Below are 25,444 nucleotides of genomic sequence, written 5' to 3' on the forward strand. Positions count from 1 at the left end.
TTCTCATGCCCAAATGAAAAGGGCGGCCTTGAGCCGCCCTTTTTTTGCTTATCCTGCCGGAGCTATTCGACCTTGAGTTCACTGCGCTCGCCGGCCTTGACCGTAAAGGGGGTCTCCTTGTCGGCCTTGTCGGTGGTGAAATTGGTTACGAGCACGTAGTCGCCCGCCGCCAGCGTGGTCTGCATCTTCTCTCCATAGGCGTAGGTCACCTGCTTGCGCTCGCCCTGGATGTTCTTCTTGGCCTCAAAGATCTTGAACCCATCCGCGCCGGGCGCGTCGACGGCCAGGACGCCTGCGTTCAGCGTCACGTTGACATCGGTCATCTGCCCGACCGTGACGCTGAAGGGCTGCTCCGTGGACACGGCCTGCACATCGACGCCCATCACATAGTCGCCAGGAGGCAGGTCGAACTGGCTGTCGGGGCCGTAGGCGTAGGTCACCTGATCGCGGGTGCCGTCGAGTTTCTTGGCCGCCTTGTAAACCTTCCAACCCACATCGGTTTCGGCCTTTTCGCCGCCCTGCGTGTAGAAGGCGTTGGCCTTGGCCTTGCCGACACCGACGATGATATCCTTATCGACGACCTGGCCGGCGACGAGTTGCATGGTCTCGCTCGCCTCGCCGGCTCCCAGCTTCACCGTGACCTTGGTCTCGCCGGCCGGAACGACGTACTTGACCTCGCCGTAGTTGGCGTCCGACGTGCCGCCGGGATAGGCGATACTGATCTGCGCATTGCGGTCGACATCGGCCCCAGGGGCAGGCCGGGCGTGGATGGAGATCTGCGCGGCGTTCAGATTGAGCGCCAGCTCCGTCGCCTTGTCGGCCGTCAGCGAAACCTTCTGCTCCGCCTTGGCGGCGCCACTCGAGGCGACGACGATGTAGTTGCCGGCAGCAAGATGGAACTTGACGACGTTGTAGCCGGAGTCGACATGGTCGCCGCCGCTTCCCTTGGCGTCATCCTTGAAGATTTCATAGTAGACATCAATCTTCGGCACCTCGCCGCCCTCTTTCAAGAACGCTTGCGGGATGAGGTTGTAATCGACCTCGGCTGCCTTCGGTTCCGGCGCGGGAGCCGGTGCTGGTTCGGGGGCCGGCGCAGGAGCCGGTGCAGCGACGGTTTCGACCAACGCTTCCTGCAGCGCCTTCTCGTCGGAGGCCTGGATGTACTTGCCGCCCGTGTTGTCGGCGAGGCAGGCGATCTGCTTGCCTTCATCGGCGGTCAGGCCGAAGCCGACGACGTCGGCTGTGAAGTCGATGCCGGACGCCTCGAGTTCCTTGCCAAGCGCACACGGGTCGCCGCCGCAGGTTTCGAGCCCATCGGTGATGAGGACGACGGTCGCCTTGTCCTCGGTGTATTTCAGCGCTTCGGCTGCCTGCTTGACGGCCGCCGTCAGCGGCGTCTTGCCGAGGAATTTCAGACTGTCGGCGGCGTCCGTGATGGCGCTTGCCGAGCCCGCCTGGGGCGGCACGATCAGCTGGATATCATCGCAGCTGCCTTTTTCGCGATGGCCATAGGCCATGAAGCCGATTTCGTCGTCGGCGGGAACCGATTTGAGCACGGTTCTCAGCGATTCCCTGGCGATTTCGAGCTTGGGCTTGCCGTCGATCTGCGCCCACATCGACCCGGAAGCATCGAGAATGATGATGACCTTGTTGGCGGCGAAGCCAAACGTCGTCATCGACAAAAGGAGGATCGCCGCAGCGATGCTCCGTGCAAGTCCCACCATCAAAATCTCCTGAGTAGCCGCCCCGCCCGAGGCCCAAAACTATTTGAGCGCGCGTCGCGACACAAGCCCGGACGCGGCCATGTTGCTCAGGCGCCAACTGGCGGAGCCGGCCTGAAGCCTTCGTGCTCGACGATGGCGCGGTATCGGGCATCGGACCGCAATCCCTTGAAGGAAGGCTCTATGCGGATGCCCAGCATGTCGTCCTCCTTGCGCCGCATCGCCTCTTCGAGGTAGCGGATCGCGTCGTCATAACGCCCGAGCATCGCCGCCGTGCCCGCCACCTTGTAGGCGGGCTCCAGGTTTCTTTCATACTGGCGTATTTGCTCGGCATACATGGCCGACAACAGGCCCTGGCCGCCGGCTTCGCGCAAACCTTTCTCGGCGGCGTCGGCTATGGCCAGTCGGGCACTGTTGTTGGCGATCTCGGCGGCGCGCCGGTATTCGCGCAGGAAATCGGTGAAGCGGCCCTGATCGAGATAGATGGTAGCCAGATATTCGGGCGCGGAGCGCAGATTCGGCTCGGCCTTGGCCAGTTGCTGCAGGATCATCACGGCGTCGTCGGCGCGCCCGGTATAAAACAGGATGAGCGCCTTGTTGGCGATGATGGCGCGGGATTCCGGATTCAACTGCTGCGCCTTGCCTATCTCGGCCAAGGGCGCGGCGGTCTCGCCTGTCACCATCAGGGTCAAGGCGTACCAGTGATGGGTCTGGGCCGCGTTCGGATCGAGCCGGATCGCGCGCTCGAACAATTCCCTCGATCTCGGAAAATCCTTCGCCCAGTAGAAGGTGGTGAAGGCAAGGGCGGCATAGGCACCGGCATTGTCGGGATCGAGCGCGATCGCCCGCTCGGCGGCGGCGACGGCGCGTGGATAGGCCTCGTTCGGCGGCATCAGCGTGAACTGGCTGACCGTGTTGTAGGCCTCGGCAAGCTTGACATAGGCATCGGCATAGTTCGGGTCGAGCGTCGTCGCCTCGGTCAGCAGCTGGATCGCATGGGTGAAGCCGTCCGCCTGGCGGGTACCGAGATGATAGACGGCATCGAGGTAGAGATCCTGGACCCGGGAATCGGGCCGGTAGATAGTCCGTGCCGGAGGCGCATCCGCACGTTGCATGGCGAGGGTGCCGGCAACCGCGAGCAACACCAATCCGACCGCGCCGAGCGCCAGCAGCGAGGTTTGAGTCCATCTCGAAAACCGGGCCGAAACGCCTGGGGCAGTCGTAGCCGAGGGCGGCAAGACCGGTTCCTCGCCCGGAGGCTCGACGTTGTCGGATACGACCGGCTCACCGCCACGCAGCCACGCCTCGAGCTCGTCCGTATAGGCAAACACCAGGCTCCTGGCGCCGCCGGAAATGCGGTGCACGGGCAGCCCGCGCTGTCGCTCCCAACGCCGCACCGTGCGTTCGTCGCGTCCGAAGAACGCGGCGATTTCCTTCCAATCGCGAAGGCGACGATCGCGCTTGTTTGCCAAGACCAGCCCCATTGTCCCCTAACGCCCGTATCTGCCCGCTTTCGCCTGATGCCCTCCAACATCAGGACGAGCTATCATCGCCATCGACATCAGCGCTTCGATGCCGACCGACGGTTCCCGCCGGCGGGCAGCATTGCTTGGCCTATCGCGGTTTTCAACCCGGCGAAAAAGTGGGGGAAGTCGGAGCTGCCTTCCAGGCTGCTCAGTAGGTGGTGCGGCGCTCCTCGGAAGGCGGACGGCCAAATTGCAGCCGGTAGCTCTGGGCAAAATAGGAATGCGAGGTGAAGCCGGTGGCGATCGCCACGTCGAGGATCGGCATATTGGTCTGGCGCAGCAATTCGCGCGCCCGCTCCAGCCGCAATCGCATATAGTAGCGGCCAGGCGTGACATTGAGGTGGCGCAGGAAAAGGCGCTCCACCTGGCGCACCGATAGACCCGCCGACTTGGCGAGTTGCACCGCTGACAAGGGTTCGTCGAGATGGTCGGCCATCAGTTCGACGATGCGCCTCAACTTCTCCGACTTGCCGGTCAGGTCGCGCTCCGGACCGACGCGCTGGCGGTCCCCGGCCGAGCGGATGCGCTCGTGCTGGAACTGGTTGGCGACGCCATTGGCGAGGTTCGAACCGAAATCGCCACGCACGATCTCCAGCATCAGGTCGATCGAGGTGGTGCCGCCGGCGCAGGTGTAGCGCTTGCGGTCGATCTCGAAGACATTGCCGGTGCAGTTGATGTCGGGGAAGCGCTCCATGAAGCCGGCGCGGTTTTCCCAATGGATGGTGCAGCGGTAGCCGTCGAGCTGTCCGGCCTCGGCGAGCAGGTAGGAACCAACCGACAGCGCGCCGAGCGCGTTGCCGCGCCGGCCCCAGCTGCGCAGGGCCGCCAGCACCTTGCTCTTGCCTGGAAATTCCGTCGTCAGGCCAACCGAGACGAAGAGGATGTCGACCGGCGGCAGGTCGGCGACGCTGTAGTCGATCTTGAGCGGCAGGCCGTTGGAGGCCATCACCGGATCGCCGTCGGCCGATACCGTGGTCCAGCCATAGAAATCGCGGCCAAGCAGACGGTTCGCCGAACGGAACGTGTCGATCGCCGCGGCCAGCGAGAACATGGAGAACTTGTCGACCAGCAGAAAGGCGAACTGCCGGCCACCTTGAACGGGATCACTCGTGACCGGCCGTTCCTGGGAAACAGAGGGGTTCGGCAAAGCTGCGGCTTTCAGGGTCAACCCGGGCTCAGAAAGAGGGCCGTTTCAATCCGGCCGCAAGGTATGCGGAAGCTAACGTATTGGCCATCAGCATGGCAATGGTCATCGGCCCGACACCGCCGGGCACCGGGGTGATGGCGCCGGCTTCCCTGGCCGCCTCAGCATAAGCGACGTCGCCGACCAGGCGCGACTTGCCCTCGCCTTTCTCGGGCGCGGGAATGCGGTTGATGCCGACATCGATGACGGTGGCGCCGGGCTTCACCCAATCCCCCTTGATCATTTCCGGCCTGCCGACGGCGGCGACAAGAATGTCGGCCGTGCGGGCCAGCGCCGGCAGATCCTTCGTGCGGCTGTGAGCGATGGTGACGGTGCAGTTGGCGGCAAGCAGCAGATTGGCCATCGGCTTGCCGACGATGTTGGAACGGCCGACGACGACGGCGTTGAGGCCGGACAGATCCTTGCCGCGCACGCGCTCGATCAGAAGCATCGAGCCGGCGGGCGTGCAGGGAACAAAGGCCGTGTCGAGTTCGCCGGTGCCGAGCTTGCCGACATTGATGAAATGGAACCCGTCGACGTCCTTCTGAGGCGCGATAGCCTGGATGATCTTGCCTGCGTCGATATGGGCAGGCAGCGGCAGCTGAACCAGGATGCCGTTGATAGCCGGATCGGCGTTGAGTTCGGCGATGATCTTGAGCAGCGCCTGCTCAGAGGTCTCGGCCGGCAGCGTGTGCTGCAGCGAATGAAAGCCGCATTCCTTGGCGGTGCGGGATTTGGAGGCGACATAGACCTGGCTCGCCGGATCCTCGCCGACGATGACCACGGCCAGACCGGGCTTGGCCTTACCCTTGGCGACCAGTTCGGCAGTCAGGGTCTTGACCGTCCGCACCACATCCTCGGCGACGCTTTTTCCGTCAATCACTTCGGCCATGAACCATCCTCAACACTGTTTCGTCCAACGCCGCTTTCGGGAACACAACGCAGCGGCGCCGGCAACATGCAGCGCGGCATTGTCACGAAAATCCCACCACGCAATCCCGCCAAAACGCCGTCCGATGCCGTTTACGCGAAACCGGGTTGCTTTTGTTCGGCCTCGAGCACGTATCTTTGTGGCTCAGAAGTAGCGGCGGCGGGCGCGGCTCTCGGTGAGTTCGCGGACCGCCTCGCGAAATTCGCGCAGGCTGGCGCGGATTTCCTCGATCGGCGCCTGCTCGGCGCTTTCCTCGACCTGTGAAGGCTCCACCGGCGTCTGGGCCGGATAGGCCGGTTGCTGCGGCGGAACGGGCTGCGATGGATGCGGCATTTGCCCGGCATAGGGCGCCATGGCCTGGGCGTAGGGATTGCTAGCCGGCGACTGCGCCTGCCACGGCTGCATTTGCGGATAGCCGGCCTGCTGTGCGGGGGGATAGGGCGGCGGCGGATAGAGCGGCTGCAGCGGCATTATCGGCGACCGCGACGGCGGCCCCATCGGCTGGGAATAGGCGGCATCGAAGCCTGGCGGGAAAGGCGGCCGCGCATAGTCCGACGACCGAGGCATGAAGGCGGAATCCGGATTCGGAAAGCCGGAAGGCATGGCAGCATCCGCCGGCCCCGCGTTTTCACCAAAGGCGGCGAATTCGCTGGCATCATCCGCCTCTGCGGAGGGCTTGCGGGACACGGCATCGCGCAGCTTCGCCATCAGTGCGCCGATCCGCCCGGGCCGTTCCGCGGGAGCGGTTTCGGTCTGCACGACGGGCGGCGGTGCAGGCGGTGGGGGTGGCGGTGCTGGAGGTATCGGCGCCGCCGGCATTGGCGGCGCGGGCGGTGGTGCTGTCCGCAATGCCTGATCTTCGAGAGGCGGCTTGCGGTCGCGGCGCGACCGCGATGTCGCGGTCTCGCGCAGGCTTTCATAGGCGCCGCGCATGGCGCCGAGGCCGACACCGGAGGCAAAGCCCAGGAGCAGGCCGGCAAGCGCCATCACGACCCGCGACGGACCGTTCGGCTCGAGCGGAACGGAGGGCGGCGAGATGACGGTCATATTGGCGGTGTTGATACCCTTCTGCTCGCCAATCTCCTTGGCGCGCAGCAGATATTGTTCATAGACGGAACGCTTGGCCGCGGCGTCGCGCTCCAGTTCGCGCATCGAGACGAGGTCGCTGTTGACGTCACCGCTACGGACCTTCATCTGCGCCAGTTGGGACGCAAGGTCCTGCTGGACCTGGATCGAGCGCTTCAGGTCAACCTGCAGCGACGAGGCAATGCGGCTGAGTTCGGTGGCGATGCGATCTCGCGCCCCGGCAATTTGCGCGTTGAGCGCCTGGAGTTCGGGATGACGCGGCCCCAGCCGAACCGCCGCGCGATCAGCCTCCTGCTTGAGCGTGGCATACTGCGCGCGCAGATCACTCATCGTGTTGGAATTGATTTCTTCCGGCAAAGTACCGCCGAGCACCGAATTGACATTGATCGAGCGGGCGGAGGCGGCGCGGGCGTTCAGTTCCGCCGTACGGGCACGAGCAACGGACAGTTGCTCGTTGACCTTGAGCATCTGATCATCGCTGATCAGGTGGCCCTGCGCATCGACTAGGTCGTGCGTGGCCCTGAAATCCTCGACCTTGCGCTCGGCCGTCTCGACGCTTTTGCGCATCTCCTCGAGTTTCGCCGTCAATTCGTTGTTGGCCCGGCCGGCGGTGAGGGATTGAAATTCACCCGAGGTCTGCAGAAAGACATCCGTCATCGTTTCTGCGATGAGCGCCGATTTCTGTGCGTTCTGCGTGGTGACGCCGATCACGATCGTGGAGGTCTTGCCCGCACGCTCGACCGAAAGCCTTTCGGCCAGATTGCCGACGGCAAGCGACAGGCGACGCGGTTCATCGCCACCGCCCGGTCCGTCGTGGCGCAACAGGATCGAGCGAATCAGTGACATGACGCCCAGGCCGCCCGTGCCTTGGCCATTGAACTCCGGGTCGTCGGCAAGATTGAGCTTGTTGACGACCTTGCCCAGCACCGTGCCCGAGGTCAGCAATCTGATCTGGTTCTCAACGTTGACAAGTGTCGCGTCAGGAACAACCGCCATCTGGGTGAGATCGCGGTCCGAAAGTTTCAGGTCGCGCGGATCGACGACCAATTCGGTCATTGATTCGTATTTCTTCGGCGTCGACAGCGCGATCGCTATGCCGAGGCCGGCACCGATCAGAGTGGTGGTGATGATCAGCAGCTTCGACCTGGCAATGCCGCGCACCACGTGCATCGGATCGATCAGCGGCTTCCATTGCTGGTCGTCCCCACGATCGCCAAAGGAGGCATCCGCTTCACCCGCCCGGCGGGATCCGGATGTTTCGTCGGAACGAACGCTGCCGGGAGGTTCTCCCGCGGCCGGCCGTGCGCGCGGCATGGCCGGCGGCAGATCGCCGCTGCCGGCGTCCTCCCGCGAGCGCCAGGCGTCATCCTGTGCGGCCGCTTCCGGCTGCTCGTCCGGCTGGAACGGCTCAGCTTCGACGGCGGCCGCCGATGGCGTTGAGTTCGCCCGCGCCTCACGCTGCGAACGGGCAAGGCGGTGGCGCGTGGCGGCATCCTCGCGCCATGCCGAATCCGCCCGATCCCCTATCGAGACCAGGGACGCGTCGTCCTCACCGCGCATGGCCTGGCCGAGCGCCAGCAATGAACGCTCGCGCCTCCAGTCTTCACGGTTTTCCCTGTCGACCATGTCTTGGAGCTTCACTCTTTAGCCACTTGGCAGCGGCGGTCGGCTATTCGTTAAGTCACGCTAAACAAGCATAGGAAACAAAAGGTTAATTTTGGCCGGCCGGCGGGTAAGCTTTTCATAACCTCAAGGGCTGGAATCTCAACGCATCCGAGCCTCAGAACGGCACGTTAAGCTTTCCAGCCTATGGCTTCCCGGCACATGACCGAGGCTCGCGGCATACCGCAAAGGCGTACTTTCGCCCGGATCGGCACTTTCGTGGCCGAGCGACGGGGGCTGGTCCGCGACTATTTCTCGGCGATCAGCGGCGCCGGCGGGCGGCTGGTTTTTTCGCTGGCCTATTTCATCGCCCTCGCCAACACCTTGTCCATCTCCGAATTCGGCATGTTCGCCACCGCTTCGGCGGCCGGGGTGATGCTGTCGCGGATCCTGGCCTTCGGCTTCATCTCCGCGCTCTACCGCACCGCCACCATCCGCCCCAATCTGATCGGCACTTTCACCGCCGGCTTCCTGCTGCTCGCCATCATCTCGCTGCCGCTGCTGGCCGCGGCCTCGTTCGGCGTCTATCTGGTCTTCTTCGCCGGTACCGTGCCGCTGTCGGTGTTCTCGGCGATCGTATTCGCCGAAGCGCTGTTGTGGCGGCCGGTGGAGGTGGCCCTGATCGTCAACAACGGGCTGGGCAAGTTCGGCCGTGCCGCCGTGCTGGCGATCGTGGCAACGGCGCTGCGGGCGCTTGGCGCGGTGCTGTTCATGGTCTCGGCGCAACACAGCATCTGGGCGTGGTCGTGGTTCTATATCGGCGCCAACGCCGCCTCGCTGCTTCTGGCTTTCGGCTGGTTCTATCCGCGCCAGCGGCTGCGGCTGCGCATAGAGCTCTATCTGCGGCGGCTTCTCGATTCGGTCTATGTCGCCGGCGCCGAAGTGCTGTTCTATCTGCAATCGGAATTCGACAAGCTGCTGGTGCTGGCGATCGGTGGTCCGCATCTGGCCGGCATCTACGCCATCATCATGCGGCTGGTCGACCTGACCGCGATCCCGATCCGCACCTTCTCCATGATGCTGGTGCAGCGCATGATGCGCGCGCCGGACCTGTTGTCGCGGCTGACGGTCAAGAGCGGCATCGAGGGCGGCGTCTTCGTCGTTTCGACGCTGGCGCTGCTGGCGCTTGGCATCGTGCTGCACTTCTTCCCCAATGCGCTTGGCAGGAATGTCTCCGAGGCAGCACCCTTGGTGGCGCTGGCGATCTGCGTTCCGGGGCTGCGCAATCTGGTCGAATACCAGGCCGAGCTCCTCTTCGCGCGCGGCCAGACGGCGGTGCGGGCGCTCAATCTCGGCCTGCTCGCCGCGCTGAAGGCGCTGCTTTTGACCTATGTGCTGACCACCATCACCGACACCTCGACGCTGGTGCTGTCGCTCAACATCGTCTTCCTGCTGCTCTATCTCGCCTCGATGCTGCTGACCTATTCGGCGCTGCGCAGGCCGGCGAAGGCAATCTGAATTCAGGTGAGGCCGGCCTGCAAACAGCGGCTCCCTGCGCTTCCGGTGCTCACGTACGAAAAGTACGCTCCGCTCCGGTTCTCGGAAGCCACTGTTTTCGGCTCGCCCTGACCTGAATTCTTGCGCTGGCTAAGCCAGCCCGATCAAACGCCGGATGCGGCCGATATCGGTGCCGATGAAGGATTGCATGCCGATCGCCACCTGATCCGGCGCCATGCCGGCAACGAAGCGGCGGAACTCGTCGTCCGACAACGCTTCGCCCGTCCAGTGAACGCGGCAGAATTCTTCCGAACCGTGGAAGTGGCCGGCTCCATCCAGCAGATCGTCGACATAGCGGCCATAGATCATGCATTCGGAGAATCTGCGCGCCGAGCCGACGACCTGGACCCAGTCGCGGCCATGGACCTTCTCGATCTGACCGCACATGGCAAGCACGGTGTCGCGGCGCCAGGCAATCAGGGTCGAGATGTAATCGTGGGTCGATACGCGGGACGGGTCGATGCCAAGTGCCGAACCCGCGTTGCGCGACCAGATGCGATGCTCGTCATGACCTTCGTCCGCCAGAACGGCGTCGCGGCGAAACAGGCGCGCCTTGCCGTCGCGCCAGAAGGCGGCACAGTCAAAGGGCTTGAGGAAAGCGACGTCGGAATCGCAGAACACCAATATGTCTTCGCTGGCATGGGCCGATATGGCTATCCGGCGCAGTTGCTGCACGTGCCAGCCGCGCAGCGGTTGCGTCTTCAGGCTGAGCCAGACACGCCGGCGAAACAGGCTGAGCGGGTCGTCGAAAGCGCGCAGCCAGCGCGGCAGCAGGTCGCGCTCATCGACGACAGTGCGCCGGCTTGTTTCCAACTGGCGGAAAAGCGCAACGTCTCGATGCTCGACCAGGATATAATGGTGCGCGGCCCCCGAAACATGCCGGTCGAGGGTCTCGCACAACAGGCGGCAGCGCTCGAAATCCGGCGCGTAGCTTGCCGTCACCACCGCCGCCGCCGGCGTCCTCGGCAGCAGGCCCGGGCCGGCAAGCACGTCTGGAACGAACCGTTTGTTCAACGGAGTTCTCCCGCCGTCTCGGTTCCGCGCGACCATCTCTGCCTGACGACCCGCCACAGGAACACCGGATTGCCGACCACATAGCGGCGCCAGAGCCGGCCCGGCTCGACCGCCAGCCGGAACAGCCACTCCAGGCGCAGGCGGCGCATCCACAGCGGCGCGCGCGGCACCGAGCCGCTGAGGAAATCGAGCAGCGCACCGACAGCGACCGGCATGGTGCAATGGCGTTCGTCGATATGGCGCGCTATCCACAGTTCCTGTCTTGGCACGCCCATGGCGACAAGCAGCATGTCGGGCCGCAGCGCCGCGATCCGGCCGATGATCTCGGGTTCCTGCGCGGCGGAGAAATAGCCGTCATGAACGACCACGAAATTGTGCTGCACGGCAAGGGCGGCCAGCTTGACCGACGCCGCTTCGGCATTGACACGCGTCGCGCCGAGCAGCCCGACGGTCAGCGGCCGTGTCGAGGCCTGCAGGAAGGCCGGCACGAAATCTGTGCCGTTGAGATTGTCCGGAAACGGCGAGCCATAGAGAAGCTTGGCTGCGAGATCGACGCCGATGCCGTCCGGCAGGATGAGGAAATCGTCGAGCGCCTCGGCGAAGACGGGGTCGGTATAGGCGATGTTGGCATTGTGGGCGTTGAGGAAACTGACCTTGGTGAAGCGCCGCTCGGCTATCAGCCGGTTCAGCAGGGCGATCGCATCGTCCCAGCGGATGGCAAGCACCGAAATGCCTAGGACCGTCTTCAGGCTGTCGAGGCCGAATGCGGCGCGGGCGGTGTGCATGTTCATGCAAACACCTCCCGCCTGACCGCCCCCAGCTTTTCCAGGCCGAGTTGGATGGCGGCATCGAGCGCCTTGACCTGCCGGCGATGGAACGCGCTGCCGTCGACGTCCCGGATGTCGGCCGCGGCGGCCTCCAGCGCCCTGGCGAAAGCAGCCGGATCGTCGGTGACGACGCAATTGTCGGGGCGATGGTCGATGCCGCGCAGCGAGCGGCCGGTGGCGACCGACGGCAGGCCAAGTTCGAAGGTTTCGATGGTCTTCAGTTGCACGCCGCTGCCGGCGGTGCTGATCAGCGGGATGACGGCCGCGCCGCTTACGAACGCCCTTGCATCCGGCACACGGCCGACAAACTCGACACCCGGATGCGCCGAGGTCACACCGGAAGGCATGTGGCCGGCGATGCGGATGCGGAAATCCGGCCGCAGATGCGGCACCACCTTGCCCAGGAACCAGTCGAGGCCGATGCGGTTCGGCTGCCAGGTCCAGGTGCCGATCAAGGCGGCGTCGCAGTCGATCCGGCGCGGACCTTTGCGGGCGGGCGCGCTGGTCACCAGCGGCAGCACCGCCGAGCGGTTGTCGGTGGCGACGCCGAGTGCCGCGCGGTCTTCCTCGGCCAGCGTGAAGACGAAGCGCGCGCGGCGGCAGAGACGCTCTTCGACGATCTTGAGCAGCCTTGCCTCGCGGCGGAACAGCAGGCGCTGGAAGAGGCCGCCGGCGGCGGCCGCGTTCTCCCGCGCCGAGAGATGCTCGACATTGTGGGCGACGAAGAGCGAAGGCCGGTCCTCCAAGAGCTTTTCGAAGGCACCGGCGAACTGCACGGAATTCAGCACATAGCCATCGAACGGACCGGCCCGATCGAGAGCGGCCTGAACATCGCGGTCGGACACCGCGCGCAACTTGACCGATGCGAAGGTCAGGCCCGACAGCATCGCCTTGCCGACCCAGGTGAGCTTTTTCAGTGCCGAGGCACTTTCCGTGCGAACGTCGATCCCACCCAGCACCACGGTGTTTTCGGGATCGGAAGCGGCTTTCCCGGGCCAGATGAAGCCGATGACCGTGACGCGCGCGCCAGCCCGCCGCAAGGCGGCGATGATCGCAGCATTGGCGATCTCGTAGCCCGAGGCGAGAGCACCGTCGGGCACGATCGATGTGGCGAACAGCAGATGCATCTCACCTATCCTGTGGTGTAGCCGGTAGCAAAACGCGGTGAACCCTTGATTAAGCGAGCACAATCAACGCCCGAAAGCCCCTGCCCGACGGGCTTCTCCGTGCAAGGTGATTAACGAAACCTTATCACCGTGCTGCTACCAGAACCCCAACTCACCATGTGGCTGGACACGGATGATCCCTTTGCCATCGGATGGTTCGGTATCGATCGCTGGACGGTCTCCCCGGCTTGACGTGGAGGCTGTCGAAGCGGTGGTCACCTTGCCGACCTTCAAGCGGCCCGAACAGGTGCTGGAGACGCTGGCTTCGCTCCGCGCACAGCGGACCGGCAGGTGCTTTGCCGTCATCGTCATGGAGAACGAAGCCGAGGCGCGTGACGGCGCCAAGGCGGTGCTGCCGCTGTTCGAGAGCGGCGAGATACCGGGCATGGTCATCATCGCGCATGAGCGCGGCAATTGCAGTGCCTACAATGCCGGCTGGCAGACGGCGATCCTGCACTTCCCGAACTTCAGGCATCTGCTGGTCATCGACGATGACGAGATCGCCGATCCGCATTGGCTGGAGCGCATGTGCCTGGCCGCCGAGACGCTCGGCGCCGATATTGTCGGCGGCCCGCAAGTGCCTGTCTTCGCCGACCCCGCCCATGCGAAATGGGCCGAACATCCTGTCTTCGCGCCACCCTACCGGGAGACCGGACGCGTGCCGGCGCTCTATTCGTCGGGCAATCTCCTGGTCGGTCGCAACGTGCTGATCGCCATGGGGCCGCCCTTCCTCGATCTCAGATTCAACTTCATGGGCGGTGGCGATTCCGACTTCCTCAGCCGATCGGCGCAAAGGAGCTTCGTGCTCGGCTGGTGCTCCGAGGCCAAAGTGCACGAAACCGTTCCGGCGCGGCGTATCGAAGCCGACTGGATCCGGGCTCGCAGCCTGCGCAACGGCGTGATCTCGACATTGGTCGAGAAGAAGAAGCGCGCCGGCACGCCGCTGGCCGGCGCCAAGGTATTCGCGAGGAGCCTGGCGCTGCTTGCCGCTTCGCCGTTTCGCGGCCTGATCCGACTGGTGCGGACCGGATCGCCGGCGATCGCCATCTACCCCATCCATGTGGCGCTCGGCCGCGTGCTGGCCGAATTTGGATATGCCAATGAGCAGTATCGCCAGCCCGAGAAAAACTGAGCGCGCCCCGCTCAGCGCCGCGTTCACGCGCGCCGGCGTGGCGACCGCGATCGCCGCACTCCTGTTCACCGTCATCATGGTGTCCTTCCGCCCGTTCCAGCCGGCCGGCGCCGAACTCACCGGCGAGGGCGGCGACATCGTCAACCAGCTCGGCTTTGGTTCGCTCGGCGCCATTTCGATCTTCTCATTGATGGCCTTCGCCGATCCCCGCATCGTGCGCTCGCTGCTCAGCCCGTCCTGGATACTGATGCTGGGTTTCTTCTTCCTGTCGGTGGTGCTGGCGACCGACCCGCCCTCGGCCATGCGCGCGGCTTCCTTCACCATGATCGGCATCCTGACCATGGCAACGATCCTGGCGCTGCCGCGTGATGCCGAGTCCTTCTCGAAAGTCATCATCTTCACCGCCGTCGTGGTCATCGGCCTTTCCTATCTCGGCCTGATCGTCTTTCCGCACGAAGCGCTGCACACGGCCGACTCCCAGGAACCGGAACATGCCGGCCTGTGGCGCGGCGTTTTCACCCACAAGAACATCGCCGGCCCGATCATGGCCTGCTTCAGTTTCGCCGGCCTTTACCTCTACCGGCGCGGGCAGCGCTGGTGGGGCGCGGGCATCTTCTGCGCGGCGATGATCTTCATGCTGCACACCGGCTCCAAGACCACCGCCGGCCTGGTGCCGTTCTCGATCCTGATCGTGGTGCTGCCGAGCCTGATGGGCATGCGGCTCGGTACCCCGATCCTGTTTGCGCTGGCGATCATCGCGACGGCGGTCGGCACGCTGGGCATTGTCTTCCTGCCGCCGGTGAAACATCTGGCGGCGATCTATTTCCCCGACATGACCTATACGGGCCGCACAACCCTGTGGGAGTTCGCCGGCTCGATGCTGGCGAAGAAGCCCTGGACCGGTTACGGCTATGAGAGCTTCTGGGGCACGCCGCTGCTGCTCAACCAGGATCAGCCCTTCGATCGTCCCTGGGACATCAGAACCATCGTGCACGGCCATGACGGCTATCTCGACATCGCCGTGCTGATGGGCGTTCCGGCGCTTTGCGTGGCGGTCTACACTTTTCTCATCGCGCCGCTGCGCGACTACATGCGCATTCCGCTGCGCAAGGAAAACATCTATCTCGGCGACTTCTTCATGATGGTGGTGCTGTTCACCGCGCTGAACGCCTTCCTCGAAAGCTTCTTTTTCCATCGCGGCGATCCGGTCTGGCTGTTCTTCGTGCTTGGCGTGCTTGGCCTGAGACAAGTGTCGCTGCGTCCGATCGCGGTGCGCAACCCTTCCCACCCGGCCTGACAGGGCTTTCCGGACGCGGCGCGAACGTTTATGTGAGGCCTTTCCTCGGAGGGCTTTCAGATGACGATCAGGCTTGTTCTCGCCGGCTGCGGCAATATGGGTTACGCCATGCTCGCGGGCTGGCTGAAATCCGGCAAGCTTGCGCCGTCAGCGGTTTTCGTCGTCGAGCCCAACGCCGATCTTCGCCAGCGCGCCGCCGCACTCGGTTGCGGCACGGCTGGAGATGCCGGCGCTCTTCCAGCCGACGCAGTGCCTGATCTGGTCGTCATCGCGGTGAAGCCGCAAGTGATCCGCGACGTCACCGCCGACTACAAGCGCCTTGGCGACGGGCGCACCACGTTCGTCAGCATCGCCGCCGGCACACCAGTGGCGACCTTCGAAGAAATCCTGGGAAACCGCGCGCCGATCGTGCGCTGCATGCCCAACACGCCTGCTTCGATCGGCAAGGGCATGATGGTGGTGTTCTCCAATCAACTGGTTTCCGACGACACCAAGCGTTTCGTCGCCGACCTGCTGTCGGCCAGCGGCGAAGTGGCTGATATCGACGACGAGGGCCTGATGGATGCCGTGACCGCCGTGTCGGGATCGGGGCCGGCCTATATCTTCCACTTCATCGAAGCGCTGACCGTGGCCGCGGAGAAGGCGGGCCTGCCGCCGGCAACCGCCAAGCTGCTCGCGATGCAGACGGTCTATGGCGCCGCCTCACTCGCCGCCGAAAGCCAGGAGGAACCGGGCGTGCTGCGCCAGCAGGTGACCAGCCCGAACGGCACGACAGCAGCCGCCCTTGGCGTGCTGATGGGCGAGGACCGGCTGACCAATCTGCTCACCGAAGCGGTTGAGGCGGCGCGGCTGCGGTCGATCGAACTGGGGAAATAAGCTCAGGTCGCCCCGTACAGCATCTCGTCCTGCAGCCGGCGCAAGGCGAACAGCCTCGTCGTGAGGTCTGGCGCGGCGTTGTCGGCGGTCAGCAGTTCGCCTTTCCTGACCGGCTTCAGCACCTTGCCACCCTCGAGCAGGCCGACCGGCAGGGCGCGCTGCGCGCGAGCATCCTCGACCGTCATCGTCCAGGAGCGATAGCAGGTCTCGCCGATCGCATCGAAAATCTCGCCGGCGGCCAAGTCCCGCTTGGCGACGGCGCAGACTTCGGCGACGGGCCTTGGCAACGGCACCATGTCGGGCTTGCCGAAAAGCATGATGCGGGCGGCGGTCAGCGGCACTTCCAGCGATGTCAAATGATAGGGCCGGAACAGGCTGTAATAGGGACCGTGGCCGATATGCAAATCGTCCATGCGCTCGATGATGCGCGGATGCGTCGCCTCGACGATGACGAAGACGCCGGGCGCGACGCCCTTGCCGATGGTGTAGTCGACGACGCCCTTTTTCGTGAGCAGCCCGCCATCCTCGCGCGGGATAAGCACCCTGACGAGGTCGTCACGGTCGGCCTTCGGGCCATGCATGCCGGGCACGTCGGGCACCAGGCCGGTGGCGTTGGCGATGGCGCACATCTCGACCATGGTCTTGGAACCGTCGACGAACTCGACCAGCATGCGCGGGTTCATGTTGCGGCGGATCGCTTCCTCGCGATAATCGTCGGGCACGGCGTCACGATTGAGCGGGTTGTTCTTGCCCTTGCCGGCCGAGACGATGGTCAGGCCGAGCGCGGAAGCAAACTCGATCAGCTCCATGCAACTCGACGGCTCGTCGCCGGCGCCGACCGAATAGACCACGCCAAGCCGGTCGGCCTGCTGCTTCAGATAACAGCCGATGGTGACGTCGGCCTCGACATTCATCATCACCAGATGCTTGCCATGCTCCATCGCCATCAGGTCGAAATCGGCGGCGACGCCCGGCTTGCCGGTGGCATCGATGACGACGTCGATAAGCGGATTGGTGACCAGCATCTCGTTGGAGGTGATGGCGATCCTGCCGCTCTCGATGGCACCGGTGACTTTCGACGCGGTGTCGGCTTCGACCGCCATCGCTTCATCGCCATAGGCGATGCGAATGGCTTCGCGCGCGGTGTGGGGCCGCCGCGTGGAGACGGCGCAGACCGAAATGCCCGGCATCAGCATGGCTTGCGTGACCAGATCTGTGCCCATTTCGCCCGAACCGATGACGCCGATGCGCACCGGGCGGCCCTCATCGGCACGATGGGCGAGATCGCGGGCAAGGCCGGTCAAGGCGACATTGGTCATGCAGGATGTCCACAGCTTCTTGATTTGCGGCCGGATTAGCAGGGACCGGTCGCGTGTGCCAATGAAACCGCTCGCAAGCCGCGATTCCGAGCCCAAAATGCCCGAAAAAGGCACCTTCCCCGGACCGATTGGCCCAAAGGGTTGCCAATTGACATTGTTGTGAACAGTCTAAATAAAACATTCGTTTGCTGACAAAGGCAAATGTTCATCGAGCCGATAGGTCGACGGGCATTCGCCGCGGGCAATCTGGGGAGTGCCTTTGCGCCAGACTGGCGGCAAAGGCGTGGATGAGATCAAGGAGCATTGCGAGGCGTAGGCTCGCGCTCCAGGGGAGGAAGAATGGATACAGTTCTCGCTGGCCTGAAGGGGGCCATCGACACGCTCGGTGCGACAATCCTGCTGCCGATCGTCATTTTCATCATAGCCGTGGTCTTGGGTGCCAAGGTCAGCAAGGCCTTCCGTGCCGCCGTCACCATCGGCGTCGCCTTCATCGGTATCAACCTTGTGCTTGGGCTGATGTTCACGTCGATCGGCGACGTCGCCAAGGCCATCGTCACCAACACCGGCATCCATCGCGACATCATCGATGTCGGCTGGCCCTCGGCGGCGGCGATCGCCTTCGGCTCATCGGTCGGCCTGTGGGTCATTCCGGTCGGCATCCTGGTCAATATCGTGCTGTTGCTGACGCGCATGACGCGCACGCTCAATGTCGACGTCTGGAATTTCTGGCACTTCGCCTTTGTCGGCTCGCTCGTCGTCGCCGCCACCAACAATCTGGCCTACGGCATTGCGATCGCAGCCCTGGTCGCGGCCCTGTCGCTGCTGTTCGCCGACTGGTCGGCGCGCGCGGTGCAGCAATTCTACGGCGTGCCCGGCATTTCGGTGCCGCATCTCGCCTCGGCGCAGATCCTGCCGATCGCCATCATCCTGAACTGGATCATGGACCGCATTCCCGGCATCAACCGCATCAACATCAACACCGAGACCATCGAGCGCCGCTTCGGCGTGTTCGGCGAACCGGTTGTGCTCGGCCTGATCATCGGCCTCGTGCTCGGCGCCATCGCCTTCTATAACGCGGGCGATCTCGGCACGGTGCTGGCCAAAGTGCTGGGCACCGGCATGACACTGGCGGCCGTAATGCTGCTCCTGCCGCGCATGGTGAAGATCCTGATGGAAGGCCTGCTTCCGGTGTCCGACGCGGCGCAGGAGTTCGTGCGCAAGCGCACTGGCGACCGCGAGCTGCTCGTCGGCCTCGACTCGGCCATCCTGATCGGACATCCGGCCGCGATCTCGTCGTCGCTGATCCTGGTGCCGATCGCGATCATCCTGTCGGTGATCCTGCCGGGCAACCGCGTCATCCTGTTCGCCGACCTCGCGGTCATCCCGTTCATCGTCGCCATGACCGCGCCTCTGGTCAAAGGCAATGTGTTCCGCATGGTGGTGATCGGCACGGTGACGCTGGCCATCGGCTTCTACGTCGCCAACGCGCTGGCGCCGCTGTTCACCAGCGCGGCCGTCGCATCGGGCTTCAAACTGCCGGCGGATGCGCTGCAGATCACCTCGGTGGTCGACGGCTTCCTCTGGGTTCCCTATGTGATCATCGAAGCGATCCAGGGACTTGGGCTGCTCGGCATCATCCTGATCGCAGTCGTCATCGCCGCGCTGTTCATCCTCTACCGCCGCAACCCGCTCGGCTGGGAACGAGCAGCGGGCGCCGAGGACGAGCGGGCCGAAGGCACCGCCTAAGCGCCATCGCGCCTTGAATTTGAAACGGTCGTGCGCCCTCCTCGGGCGCACGACTTTTATAGACGGAGCAGAACATGTCCGACAGCCTCATGCAGCTTCTGGATCCCGAAGCGGTCGTGCTCGGATCGGATGCCTCGACCAACGAGGAGATCATCCGCGTCCTGGCCGGCCGGCTCGAGAGCCTTGGCTATGTCAAAAGCTCCTATGCCGACGCGGTCGTGCGCCGCGAAATGACCATCCCGACGGGACTGCCGCTGGAACGCGCCGACAATGTCGCGGTGCCGCATACCGATCCCGAGCATGTGCTGAAGCCCGGCATCGCGATGGGCACGCTGAGAAAGCCGGTGATGTTCGCCAACATGGAAGATCCCGACGAGAAGCTGCCGGTCGGCTTCGTCTTCCTGCTTGCCATCAATGACAAGGACAAGCAGATTGAAGCGCTGCAGTCCGTCATGGCCACCATCCAGAATCCAGAGGCATTGGACGGCTTGAGGTCCGCCAGGACGCTTGACGACGTACGTGCCGTGCTCGGCTGATAACCCAAGGAGAAGCAAGAGATGTCCAGACAGAAAACTATTCTCTTTGCCTGCGGCACGGGCATCGCGACATCGACGGCGGTCAATGTCGCCGTCACCGAGGCCATGAAGCAGCGCGGCCTGACCTTCAACGCGCAACAGGCAAAAGCCACCGAAGTGCCGGGGCTGGCCGACAGCGTCGACTTCATTGTCGCCACCACCCCGATCTCGGCTTCGGTGACCAAGCCGGTTATCAAGGGCCTCGCCTTCCTCACCGGCATCGGCAAGGACAAGGTGCTCGACGAGATCGAGGCGCAGCTGCGCAAGTAGATCACCGACGACGCGGCTCCGGCGACGGTGCTCGGCTTCAGGCCACCCTGACGTAGCTCGTCATGCCCGATTTCTGGTGCTCGATGATGTGGCAGTGCAGCAGCCAGTCGCCCGGATTGTCGGCGACAAAGCCGAGTTGAACCTTCTCGTTGGGCTGGATGAGATAGGTGTCGGAAATCAGCGGCTGCACTTGGCGTGTCGAGGACGACAGCACCTTGAAGCTCATGCCATGCAGGTGCATCGGATGCGACTGCGGCGTCAGGTTCTCCATGTCGATGACATAGCTCTTGCCGAGCTTCAGCTCGGCCAGCGGCGCGGTCGGATCGGATGTATCGCCTGGCCACGGCACCTTGTTGATGGCCCAGAAGGAGTAGCCGAGCGAACCGCAGATGCCGTCGCTCGGGACGTTTTCCGCCGTGGCGCTGAGTGCCAACGAAATATGCTGGGCGGCGGTGAGATCGACTTCCGCCACCGGATTTGCTTCCAGCGGTGGAAGATCGCGAACATCCCGCTTGAGCGAACTACCCGTCGCGTGCAGGCTAGCCAGGATTTTTGGCTTGGTGCCCCTGACGTCTCGCAGGCTGACGACCGCGCCCTCCTCGTCCGGCATGCGGATGGCGAGTTCCATGCGCTGGCCCGGCCCCAGCAGCAAGGCATCGGGCGAAAAACGCTGCGGCACCGGATTGCCGTCCAGCGCCATCACGATCGCCTCGGCGCCGTCGACCCGAAAGGCGTAGATGCGGGTAACGTCTGATATCGCAACCCGCAGGCGCACCAGCCCGCCGGCCGGCGCGTCATATTGCGGCTGGTCGAGCCAGTTGGCGGTGCGCACCGTGCCGTAGGTGCCGGTCCTGGCGGCATCGCGCGGCCGGAACTGATCGATGAACTGGCCGTCGTCGCCAAGACGCCAGTCGCGCAGATTGAGGACGAACTCGGCGTCGAATTTCGGATCATTCGGATTCTCGACCACGATCACGCCGGTCAGGCCGTGGCCCATCTGCTCCAGCGTGTTGCAATGCGGGTGATACCAGAATGTGCCGGCGTCGGGCGGGGCGAAGGCGTAGTCGAAATGATCGCCGGTGTAGACATAGGGCTGCACCAGGAAAGGCACGCCATCCATCTTGTTGGGCAGACGAATGCCATGCCAATGGATGGTCGTCGGATCGTCGATGGCGTTGACCAGGCGCGCGGCGAACGGTTCGCCTTTCTTCATCCTCAGCACCGGCGGCATTCCGGCGCTGCCATAGGTCAGCACATTGTTGGTCGGGCCGACGTCCATCAGGCTGGCCTGGATTTTCGCCGTCTGCAGCACCACCGGTTCAGGACTGGCGGCGGCCCAGCTGCCGAGCCTGCCAATGGCCGAGAGCCCGACCCCGCCGGCGCCAGCAACGGCTGCCATTTTCAAGAGCCCGCGGCGTGTCAATCCGGTCATTCAGCGCTCCAACTGCAAAGCGTGGGATTTATCGTCGCCTTGGATCACAGGCCAGCCACCAGTGCAAATGCCGATATTGGCACACCGCATCTCGCCATTACCATGGCGATGTTGGTGGCATTCGCCAGCGATCATAGCGTCACAAACACGTAAAGATATAAACATCTCTTTATATCTTTCTTGACATGAAGCCTGTGTTGGTGGAACATGGTGGCGTCGTGGTTCTCCGGTCCTGATCGAGGTCGGAGCTAAGAGGGAATCCGGTGAGCATGGCCCGTGCCATGGCGATGCCGGAGCTGCCCCCGCAACTGTGAGCGGCGAGCCGCTGTCCAGGATGTCACTAGGCAAATGCCTGGGAAGACGGACAGAAGCGACGACCCGTGAGCCAGGAGACCTGCCCCGACGAACTGAAACGTCCACGGGCGGGGTGTCCCGGTGGTAGCCTGCAGGCCGCGGCCTTCGCTGCTGGTTCTGCATGCATCCGCTTGACCCATGCCCCCAACCTTATGGGGTATGCAATGTCTACTTTCTCAGTCCCGACCGCCACGCTCGGTGTTCCACGCATCGGCCGGCATCGCGAGCTCAAGGCCGCGTTGGAAAGCTACTGGTCGGGCAAGAGCTCGGCCGAAGACCTGCTCCAAACCGCCAAGCGCTTGCGCGAGGCCAACTGGATCGAACAGCGCGATCGTGGCATCACGAAAATCCCCTCGAACGATTTCTCGCTCTACGATCATGTGCTCGACACGGCCATCATGGTCGGCGCGATTCCGAAAGCCTATGGCTGGAACGGAGGCGAGGTTCCGCTCGACGTCTATTTCGCAATGGCGCGCGGCGATCAGGGCAACGACCATGAAGCTTGCGCCCATGGCGGTCACGCCCACGGCGTTGCCGCGCTTGAGATGACGAAGTGGTTCGACACGAACTACCACTACATGGTTCCCGAACTATCCGCCGACCAGACGTTCGAACTCCGTTCGACCAAGCCGCTCAGCGAGTTTCGCGAGGCCGCAGCCCTCGGCATCCGTACGCGCCCGGTGATCCTCGGCCCGGTCACCTTTCTCAAGCTGGCCAAAGCGCGCGGCAGCACTTTCGACCCGATAGCGTTGCTGCCAAGGCTGCTCCCGGTTTACGCCGAGCTTCTCAAGCAATTGTCGCAGGCCGGTGCCCGCTGGGTGCAGATCGACGAGCCCTGCCTCGTGCTCGACCTCGATGCTGCCGAACGCATCGGTCTCGAACTGGCATATCAGACGTTCGCGGCGGCGGCTCCCGATCTCGACATCATGCTGGCAACCTATTTCGGCGCGTTGGGCGACAATCAGGAAACGGCGCTGGCCTTGCCTGTCGCCGGCCTGCACATCGACCTTGTGCGGGCGCCGGAGCAGTTGGAACCCGTTGCCCGCCTGTCGCGAAAGGACCAGGTCCTTTCGCTCGGATTGATCGACGGCCGCAACGTCTGGCGGGCCGACCTGCCCGCCATTCTCGACCGCATCCGCCCGGTCGTTGCCGGCTGGCCGCTCGACCGCATCGAGATCGCGCCCTCCTGTTCGCTTCTGCATGTCCCGATCGATCTGGAGCTGGAGACCACGCTCGATGCGGACCTCAAATCCTGGCTGTCTTTCTCGGTCCAGAAGATGGACGAGCTGACGCTGCTCGCGGAGGCGCTTGTCGAAGGCAAGAGCGCGGTTGCGAAGGAGTTGCAGGCATCGGCCGAGGCCGTCCAGTCCCGCGCCACATCGCTCAAGGTGCATGATCCGCTGGTGGAAGGCCGGCTGCTGGCTGTCACGGAGCCGATGCGGCGCCGGCAGGGCGCGTTCGCCGAGCGGCGCGAGTTGCAGGCACGAAAACTTGGCCTGCCGAACTTTCCGACGACCACGATCGGCTCGTTTCCGCAGACCCCGCAAGTGCGCAAGGCGCGCTCCGCTCATGCCAAGGGCGAGTTGAGCTATATCGATTACGAGGCCTTCCTGAAGAAGGAAACCGAGACGGCGATCCGCTGGCAGGAAGAGATCGGCCTCGACGTGCTGGTTCACGGCGAGTTCGAGCGCAACGACATGGTGCAGTATTTCGGCGAACAACTCGCCGGCTTTGCCTTCACCAAACATGCCTGGGTGCAGAGCTATGGCTCGCGCTATGTCCGGCCGCCGATCATCTTCGGCGACGTGTCGCGGCCACGTCCGATGACGGTCTCGTGGTGGCACTATGCGCAGTCACTTACGGACAGGCCGGTCAAGGGCATGCTCACCGGGCCGGTGACGATCCTCAACTGGTCCTTCGTGCGCGACGACATCCCACGCAGCGTGGCCTGCCGCCAGATCGCGCTCGCCATCCGCGACGAAGTGGTGGACCTGGAGGCGGCGGGCGCGGCAATGATCCAGATCGACGAAGCCGCCCTGCGCGAAGGGCTGCCGCTGCGCAAGTCCGACTGGCAGACCTATCTCGACTGGGCGGTCGAGTGCTTCCTCCTGGCATCGTCAGGCGTTGGAGACGGCACGCAGATCCACACTCATATGTGCTATTCCGAGTTCAACGACATCCTCGATGCGATCAGCGCGATGGACGCCGACGTCATCTCGATCGAGACGTCGCGGTCGAAGATGGAGCTTCTCGACGCTTTCCGGACCCACAAATATCCAAATGAGATCGGCCCGGGCGTCTACGACATCCACTCGCCGCGCGTTCCGGCGGTCGGCGAAATGATCGATCTGATGACGCTGGCCCGGCAACGCCTTGCCGACGGGCAACTCTGGATCAATCCGGATTGCGGCCTGAAGACCCGCGGATGGGACGAGGTCCGTCCGGCACTGGTCAACATGGTGGAGGCGGCAAGACAGCTCAGAGCCGCGGCCTGATCGGGGTGGAGCCGCCAGCGCATCCGATGGCGGCTCCGCTATCTCATTGTCTTGACGCAATTCCCAAGGGAAAGCCCTCACACTTTTCCTGGAAATTGCCCTGGCTCAGGGTCGGCTGATCTCCTCGAGATACCAGCCGATATAGCGCAGCTCATTGTACTCCATCGGCGCGATCGGTCCGGGTACGAAATAGTGCGATCGCACGCCGCGCGCGGTGTGTTCGATGATTTTCTTGTCCTCGTCGGTGGTGACCTTCCACAGCCAGGTCAGCTTCTCCAGATCGTAATCCTGGCCCTCGACCGCGTCACCGCGCACCAGCCAGATGAGTTCCATCTCGCAGGTATCAGCCGTCTTCGGAATGAAGCGGTAGATCATGCCGTGGTCGGGGTAGCAGACGAGGAAGCTCGTGCCGCCGAGATGGATGGAGGTGACGCCACCATCGTAATCGGTGAAGCGGCCCATCAGCGGTGCCACCGGCGAGCCGTCCTGGCTGCCGCTCGAAACACCATCGTAGAGCGCGTAGCGGAAAGTGTGGATGGCTTCCTGTCCGGCGGCCGAATTCCGCCAGCGGTCGCCGCTGCCGATCTCGATACCGAGCGCGCGGGTTCGTTGCTCCATCGCGGCGTTGAGCTGTTCGATCATCTCCGCCGGTTTTTCCAGAGTATGCGTCTGCGAATATTCCGGATGCGCCGGACCGCAATGATAGCACTCGACATAGTTCTCGACGGCGAGCTTCCAGTTGGCGTCAACCTGATAGGTCTCGCGATGCGCCACCCTGGCATCGGCCCAGCCATACTGGCCGCAGCTGGTGCGCAGCGACTGTTCGACCGGATCGAAGTCGAGCGGCGTCTCGGCGAAGGAAATGAACACCAGACCTTCGGCGAGGCGGACATGCAGCCTCTTCAATCCATGCGCGGCGCGGTCGAAATCCTTCGGCATCAGGCGGGCGACGCGCAGCGAACCGTCACTGGAATAGGTCCAGGCGTGATAGGGGCAGACGAAGGCTTTCGCATTGCCCTTCTGCCTGGTGCAGACCTCGGCGCCGCGATGACGGCAGACGTTGAGCATGGCATGGATGGCGCCATCCATGCCACGGGTCAGGATGATTGCTTCATCGCCGAGTTTGAACAGCTCGAAATCGCCGGGGTTTGGAATGACGCTGGAATGCGCGAGGCAATGCCAGTGGCGGCGAAAGACGCGTTCCATGTCGCGCTCGAAGATCGCCCGATCATGGTAGAACGCACGCATCAGGCCGTGGCCCGGCCGGTGCGCGGCCACCAGCCGATCGATCGTATCGCCGTCGGCATGGGTTTGCTGGAGAGGATGCACGTTCAT

19 protein-coding genes and 1 riboswitch are annotated in these 25,444 nt (G+C 64.0%); of the genes, 8 read left to right on the forward strand and 11 right to left on the reverse strand.

Features of this window, described 5'->3' with window-relative positions:
* Positions 1-62: 62 nt before the first annotated feature.
* The 5 genes from MesoLj_RS32680 to MesoLj_RS32700 form a co-directional block, all read right to left on the reverse strand.
* Entirely contained in the window at positions 63-1,724 is a 1,662-nt protein-coding gene (locus MesoLj_RS32680) for a vWA domain-containing protein (protein ID WP_140774828.1), read from the reverse strand.
* 86 nt (positions 1,725-1,810) lie between these two features.
* Positions 1,811-3,193, reverse strand: coding sequence for a TPR end-of-group domain-containing protein (locus MesoLj_RS32685; RefSeq protein ID WP_202323919.1), 1,383 nt, complete (start codon positions 3,191-3,193; stop codon positions 1,811-1,813).
* 202 nt (positions 3,194-3,395) lie between these two features.
* Entirely contained in the window at positions 3,396-4,415 is a 1,020-nt protein-coding gene (locus MesoLj_RS32690; protein ID WP_181180055.1) for a GlxA family transcriptional regulator, read from the reverse strand.
* A gap of 7 nt (positions 4,416-4,422) precedes the next feature.
* A complete protein-coding gene (folD, locus tag MesoLj_RS32695; protein WP_140774826.1) occupies positions 4,423-5,322 on the reverse strand; it encodes a bifunctional methylenetetrahydrofolate dehydrogenase/methenyltetrahydrofolate cyclohydrolase FolD in 900 nt (299 codons plus the stop codon).
* 183 nt (positions 5,323-5,505) lie between these two features.
* Positions 5,506-8,073, reverse strand: a complete 2,568-nt coding sequence (locus MesoLj_RS32700; protein ID WP_202323920.1) for a GumC family protein — start codon at positions 8,071-8,073, stop codon at positions 5,506-5,508.
* 198 nt (positions 8,074-8,271) lie between these two features.
* Between MesoLj_RS32700 and MesoLj_RS32705 the strand changes: the two genes are divergently transcribed.
* A complete protein-coding gene (locus tag MesoLj_RS32705) occupies positions 8,272-9,567 on the forward strand; it encodes a lipopolysaccharide biosynthesis protein (RefSeq protein ID WP_202323921.1) in 1,296 nt (431 codons plus the stop codon).
* A gap of 129 nt (positions 9,568-9,696) precedes the next feature.
* On the opposite strand, the gene MesoLj_RS32710 is transcribed toward MesoLj_RS32705, so the two are convergent.
* From MesoLj_RS32710 to MesoLj_RS32720, 3 genes are read right to left on the reverse strand one after another with little or no spacing between them, the layout of a single operon-like run.
* A complete protein-coding gene (locus tag MesoLj_RS32710) occupies positions 9,697-10,620 on the reverse strand; it encodes a DUF6492 family protein (RefSeq protein ID WP_202323922.1) in 924 nt (307 codons plus the stop codon).
* Positions 10,617-11,411, reverse strand: coding sequence for a WecB/TagA/CpsF family glycosyltransferase (locus tag MesoLj_RS32715; RefSeq protein WP_202323923.1), 795 nt, complete (start codon positions 11,409-11,411; stop codon positions 10,617-10,619). Before MesoLj_RS32715 ends, MesoLj_RS32710 begins: the two co-directional genes overlap by 4 nt.
* Positions 11,408-12,574: a glycosyltransferase gene (locus MesoLj_RS32720; RefSeq protein WP_202323924.1), complete on the reverse strand. Its 1,167-nt coding sequence runs from the start codon at positions 12,572-12,574 to the stop codon at positions 11,408-11,410. The genes MesoLj_RS32715 and MesoLj_RS32720 overlap by 4 nt, the downstream gene beginning before the upstream one ends.
* A 172-nt stretch (positions 12,575-12,746) precedes the next feature.
* On the opposite strand from MesoLj_RS32720, the gene MesoLj_RS32725 reads away from it, so the two are divergent.
* Genes MesoLj_RS32725 through proC form a run of 3 tightly spaced genes read left to right on the forward strand, consistent with a single transcriptional unit; the run spans position 12,747 to position 15,918 of the window.
* The gene (locus tag MesoLj_RS32725; RefSeq protein ID WP_202323925.1) at positions 12,747-13,745 is read left to right on the forward strand and encodes a glycosyltransferase family 2 protein; all 999 of its coding nucleotides are present in this window, start codon (positions 12,747-12,749) and stop codon (positions 13,743-13,745) included.
* Positions 13,714-15,042: an O-antigen ligase family protein gene (locus MesoLj_RS32730; protein ID WP_202323926.1), complete on the forward strand. Its 1,329-nt coding sequence runs from the start codon at positions 13,714-13,716 to the stop codon at positions 15,040-15,042. Before MesoLj_RS32725 ends, MesoLj_RS32730 begins: the two co-directional genes overlap by 32 nt.
* A gap of 60 nt (positions 15,043-15,102) precedes the next feature.
* Complete coding sequence (gene proC, locus MesoLj_RS32735) at positions 15,103-15,918, forward strand: pyrroline-5-carboxylate reductase (RefSeq protein ID WP_202323927.1); 816 nt, start codon at positions 15,103-15,105, stop codon at positions 15,916-15,918.
* A 2-nt stretch (positions 15,919-15,920) separates the two neighbouring features.
* Here proC and MesoLj_RS32740 read toward each other — a convergent pair whose 3' ends face one another.
* The gene (locus tag MesoLj_RS32740) at positions 15,921-17,237 is read right to left on the reverse strand and encodes an NAD(P)H-dependent oxidoreductase (RefSeq protein ID WP_202323928.1); all 1,317 of its coding nucleotides are present in this window, start codon (positions 17,235-17,237) and stop codon (positions 15,921-15,923) included.
* Between the two features lie 339 nt (positions 17,238-17,576).
* Between MesoLj_RS32740 and MesoLj_RS32745 the strand changes: the two genes are divergently transcribed.
* The 3 genes from MesoLj_RS32745 to MesoLj_RS32755 all read left to right on the forward strand — a co-directional run bounded on the left by MesoLj_RS32745 (position 17,577) and on the right by MesoLj_RS32755 (position 19,828).
* Entirely contained in the window at positions 17,577-18,983 is a 1,407-nt protein-coding gene (locus MesoLj_RS32745; protein WP_202323929.1) for a PTS galactitol transporter subunit IIC, read from the forward strand.
* Between the two features lie 74 nt (positions 18,984-19,057).
* Complete coding sequence (locus tag MesoLj_RS32750) at positions 19,058-19,519, forward strand: PTS sugar transporter subunit IIA (protein WP_202323930.1); 462 nt, start codon at positions 19,058-19,060, stop codon at positions 19,517-19,519.
* 21 nt (positions 19,520-19,540) lie between these two features.
* Positions 19,541-19,828, forward strand: coding sequence for a PTS sugar transporter subunit IIB (locus MesoLj_RS32755; RefSeq protein ID WP_140513359.1), 288 nt, complete (start codon positions 19,541-19,543; stop codon positions 19,826-19,828).
* 37 nt (positions 19,829-19,865) lie between these two features.
* On the opposite strand, the gene MesoLj_RS32760 is transcribed toward MesoLj_RS32755, so the two are convergent.
* On the reverse strand, positions 19,866-21,260 hold the full coding sequence (locus MesoLj_RS32760; RefSeq protein WP_202323931.1) for a multicopper oxidase family protein: 1,395 nt from the start codon (positions 21,258-21,260) through the stop codon (positions 19,866-19,868).
* A 202-nt stretch (positions 21,261-21,462) separates the two neighbouring features.
* Positions 21,463-21,676, forward strand: a riboswitch (cobalamin riboswitch).
* A gap of 102 nt (positions 21,677-21,778) precedes the next feature.
* On the opposite strand from MesoLj_RS32760, the gene metE reads away from it, so the two are divergent.
* On the forward strand, positions 21,779-24,109 hold the full coding sequence (metE, locus tag MesoLj_RS32765; protein WP_202323932.1) for a 5-methyltetrahydropteroyltriglutamate--homocysteine S-methyltransferase: 2,331 nt from the start codon (positions 21,779-21,781) through the stop codon (positions 24,107-24,109).
* A gap of 105 nt (positions 24,110-24,214) precedes the next feature.
* Here metE and MesoLj_RS32770 read toward each other — a convergent pair whose 3' ends face one another.
* The gene (locus tag MesoLj_RS32770; protein WP_202323933.1) at positions 24,215-25,444 is read right to left on the reverse strand and encodes an aromatic ring-hydroxylating oxygenase subunit alpha; all 1,230 of its coding nucleotides are present in this window, start codon (positions 25,442-25,444) and stop codon (positions 24,215-24,217) included.

The organism is Mesorhizobium sp. 113-3-9, from assembly GCF_016756515.1.
Lineage (GTDB): Bacteria > Pseudomonadota > Alphaproteobacteria > Rhizobiales > Rhizobiaceae > Mesorhizobium.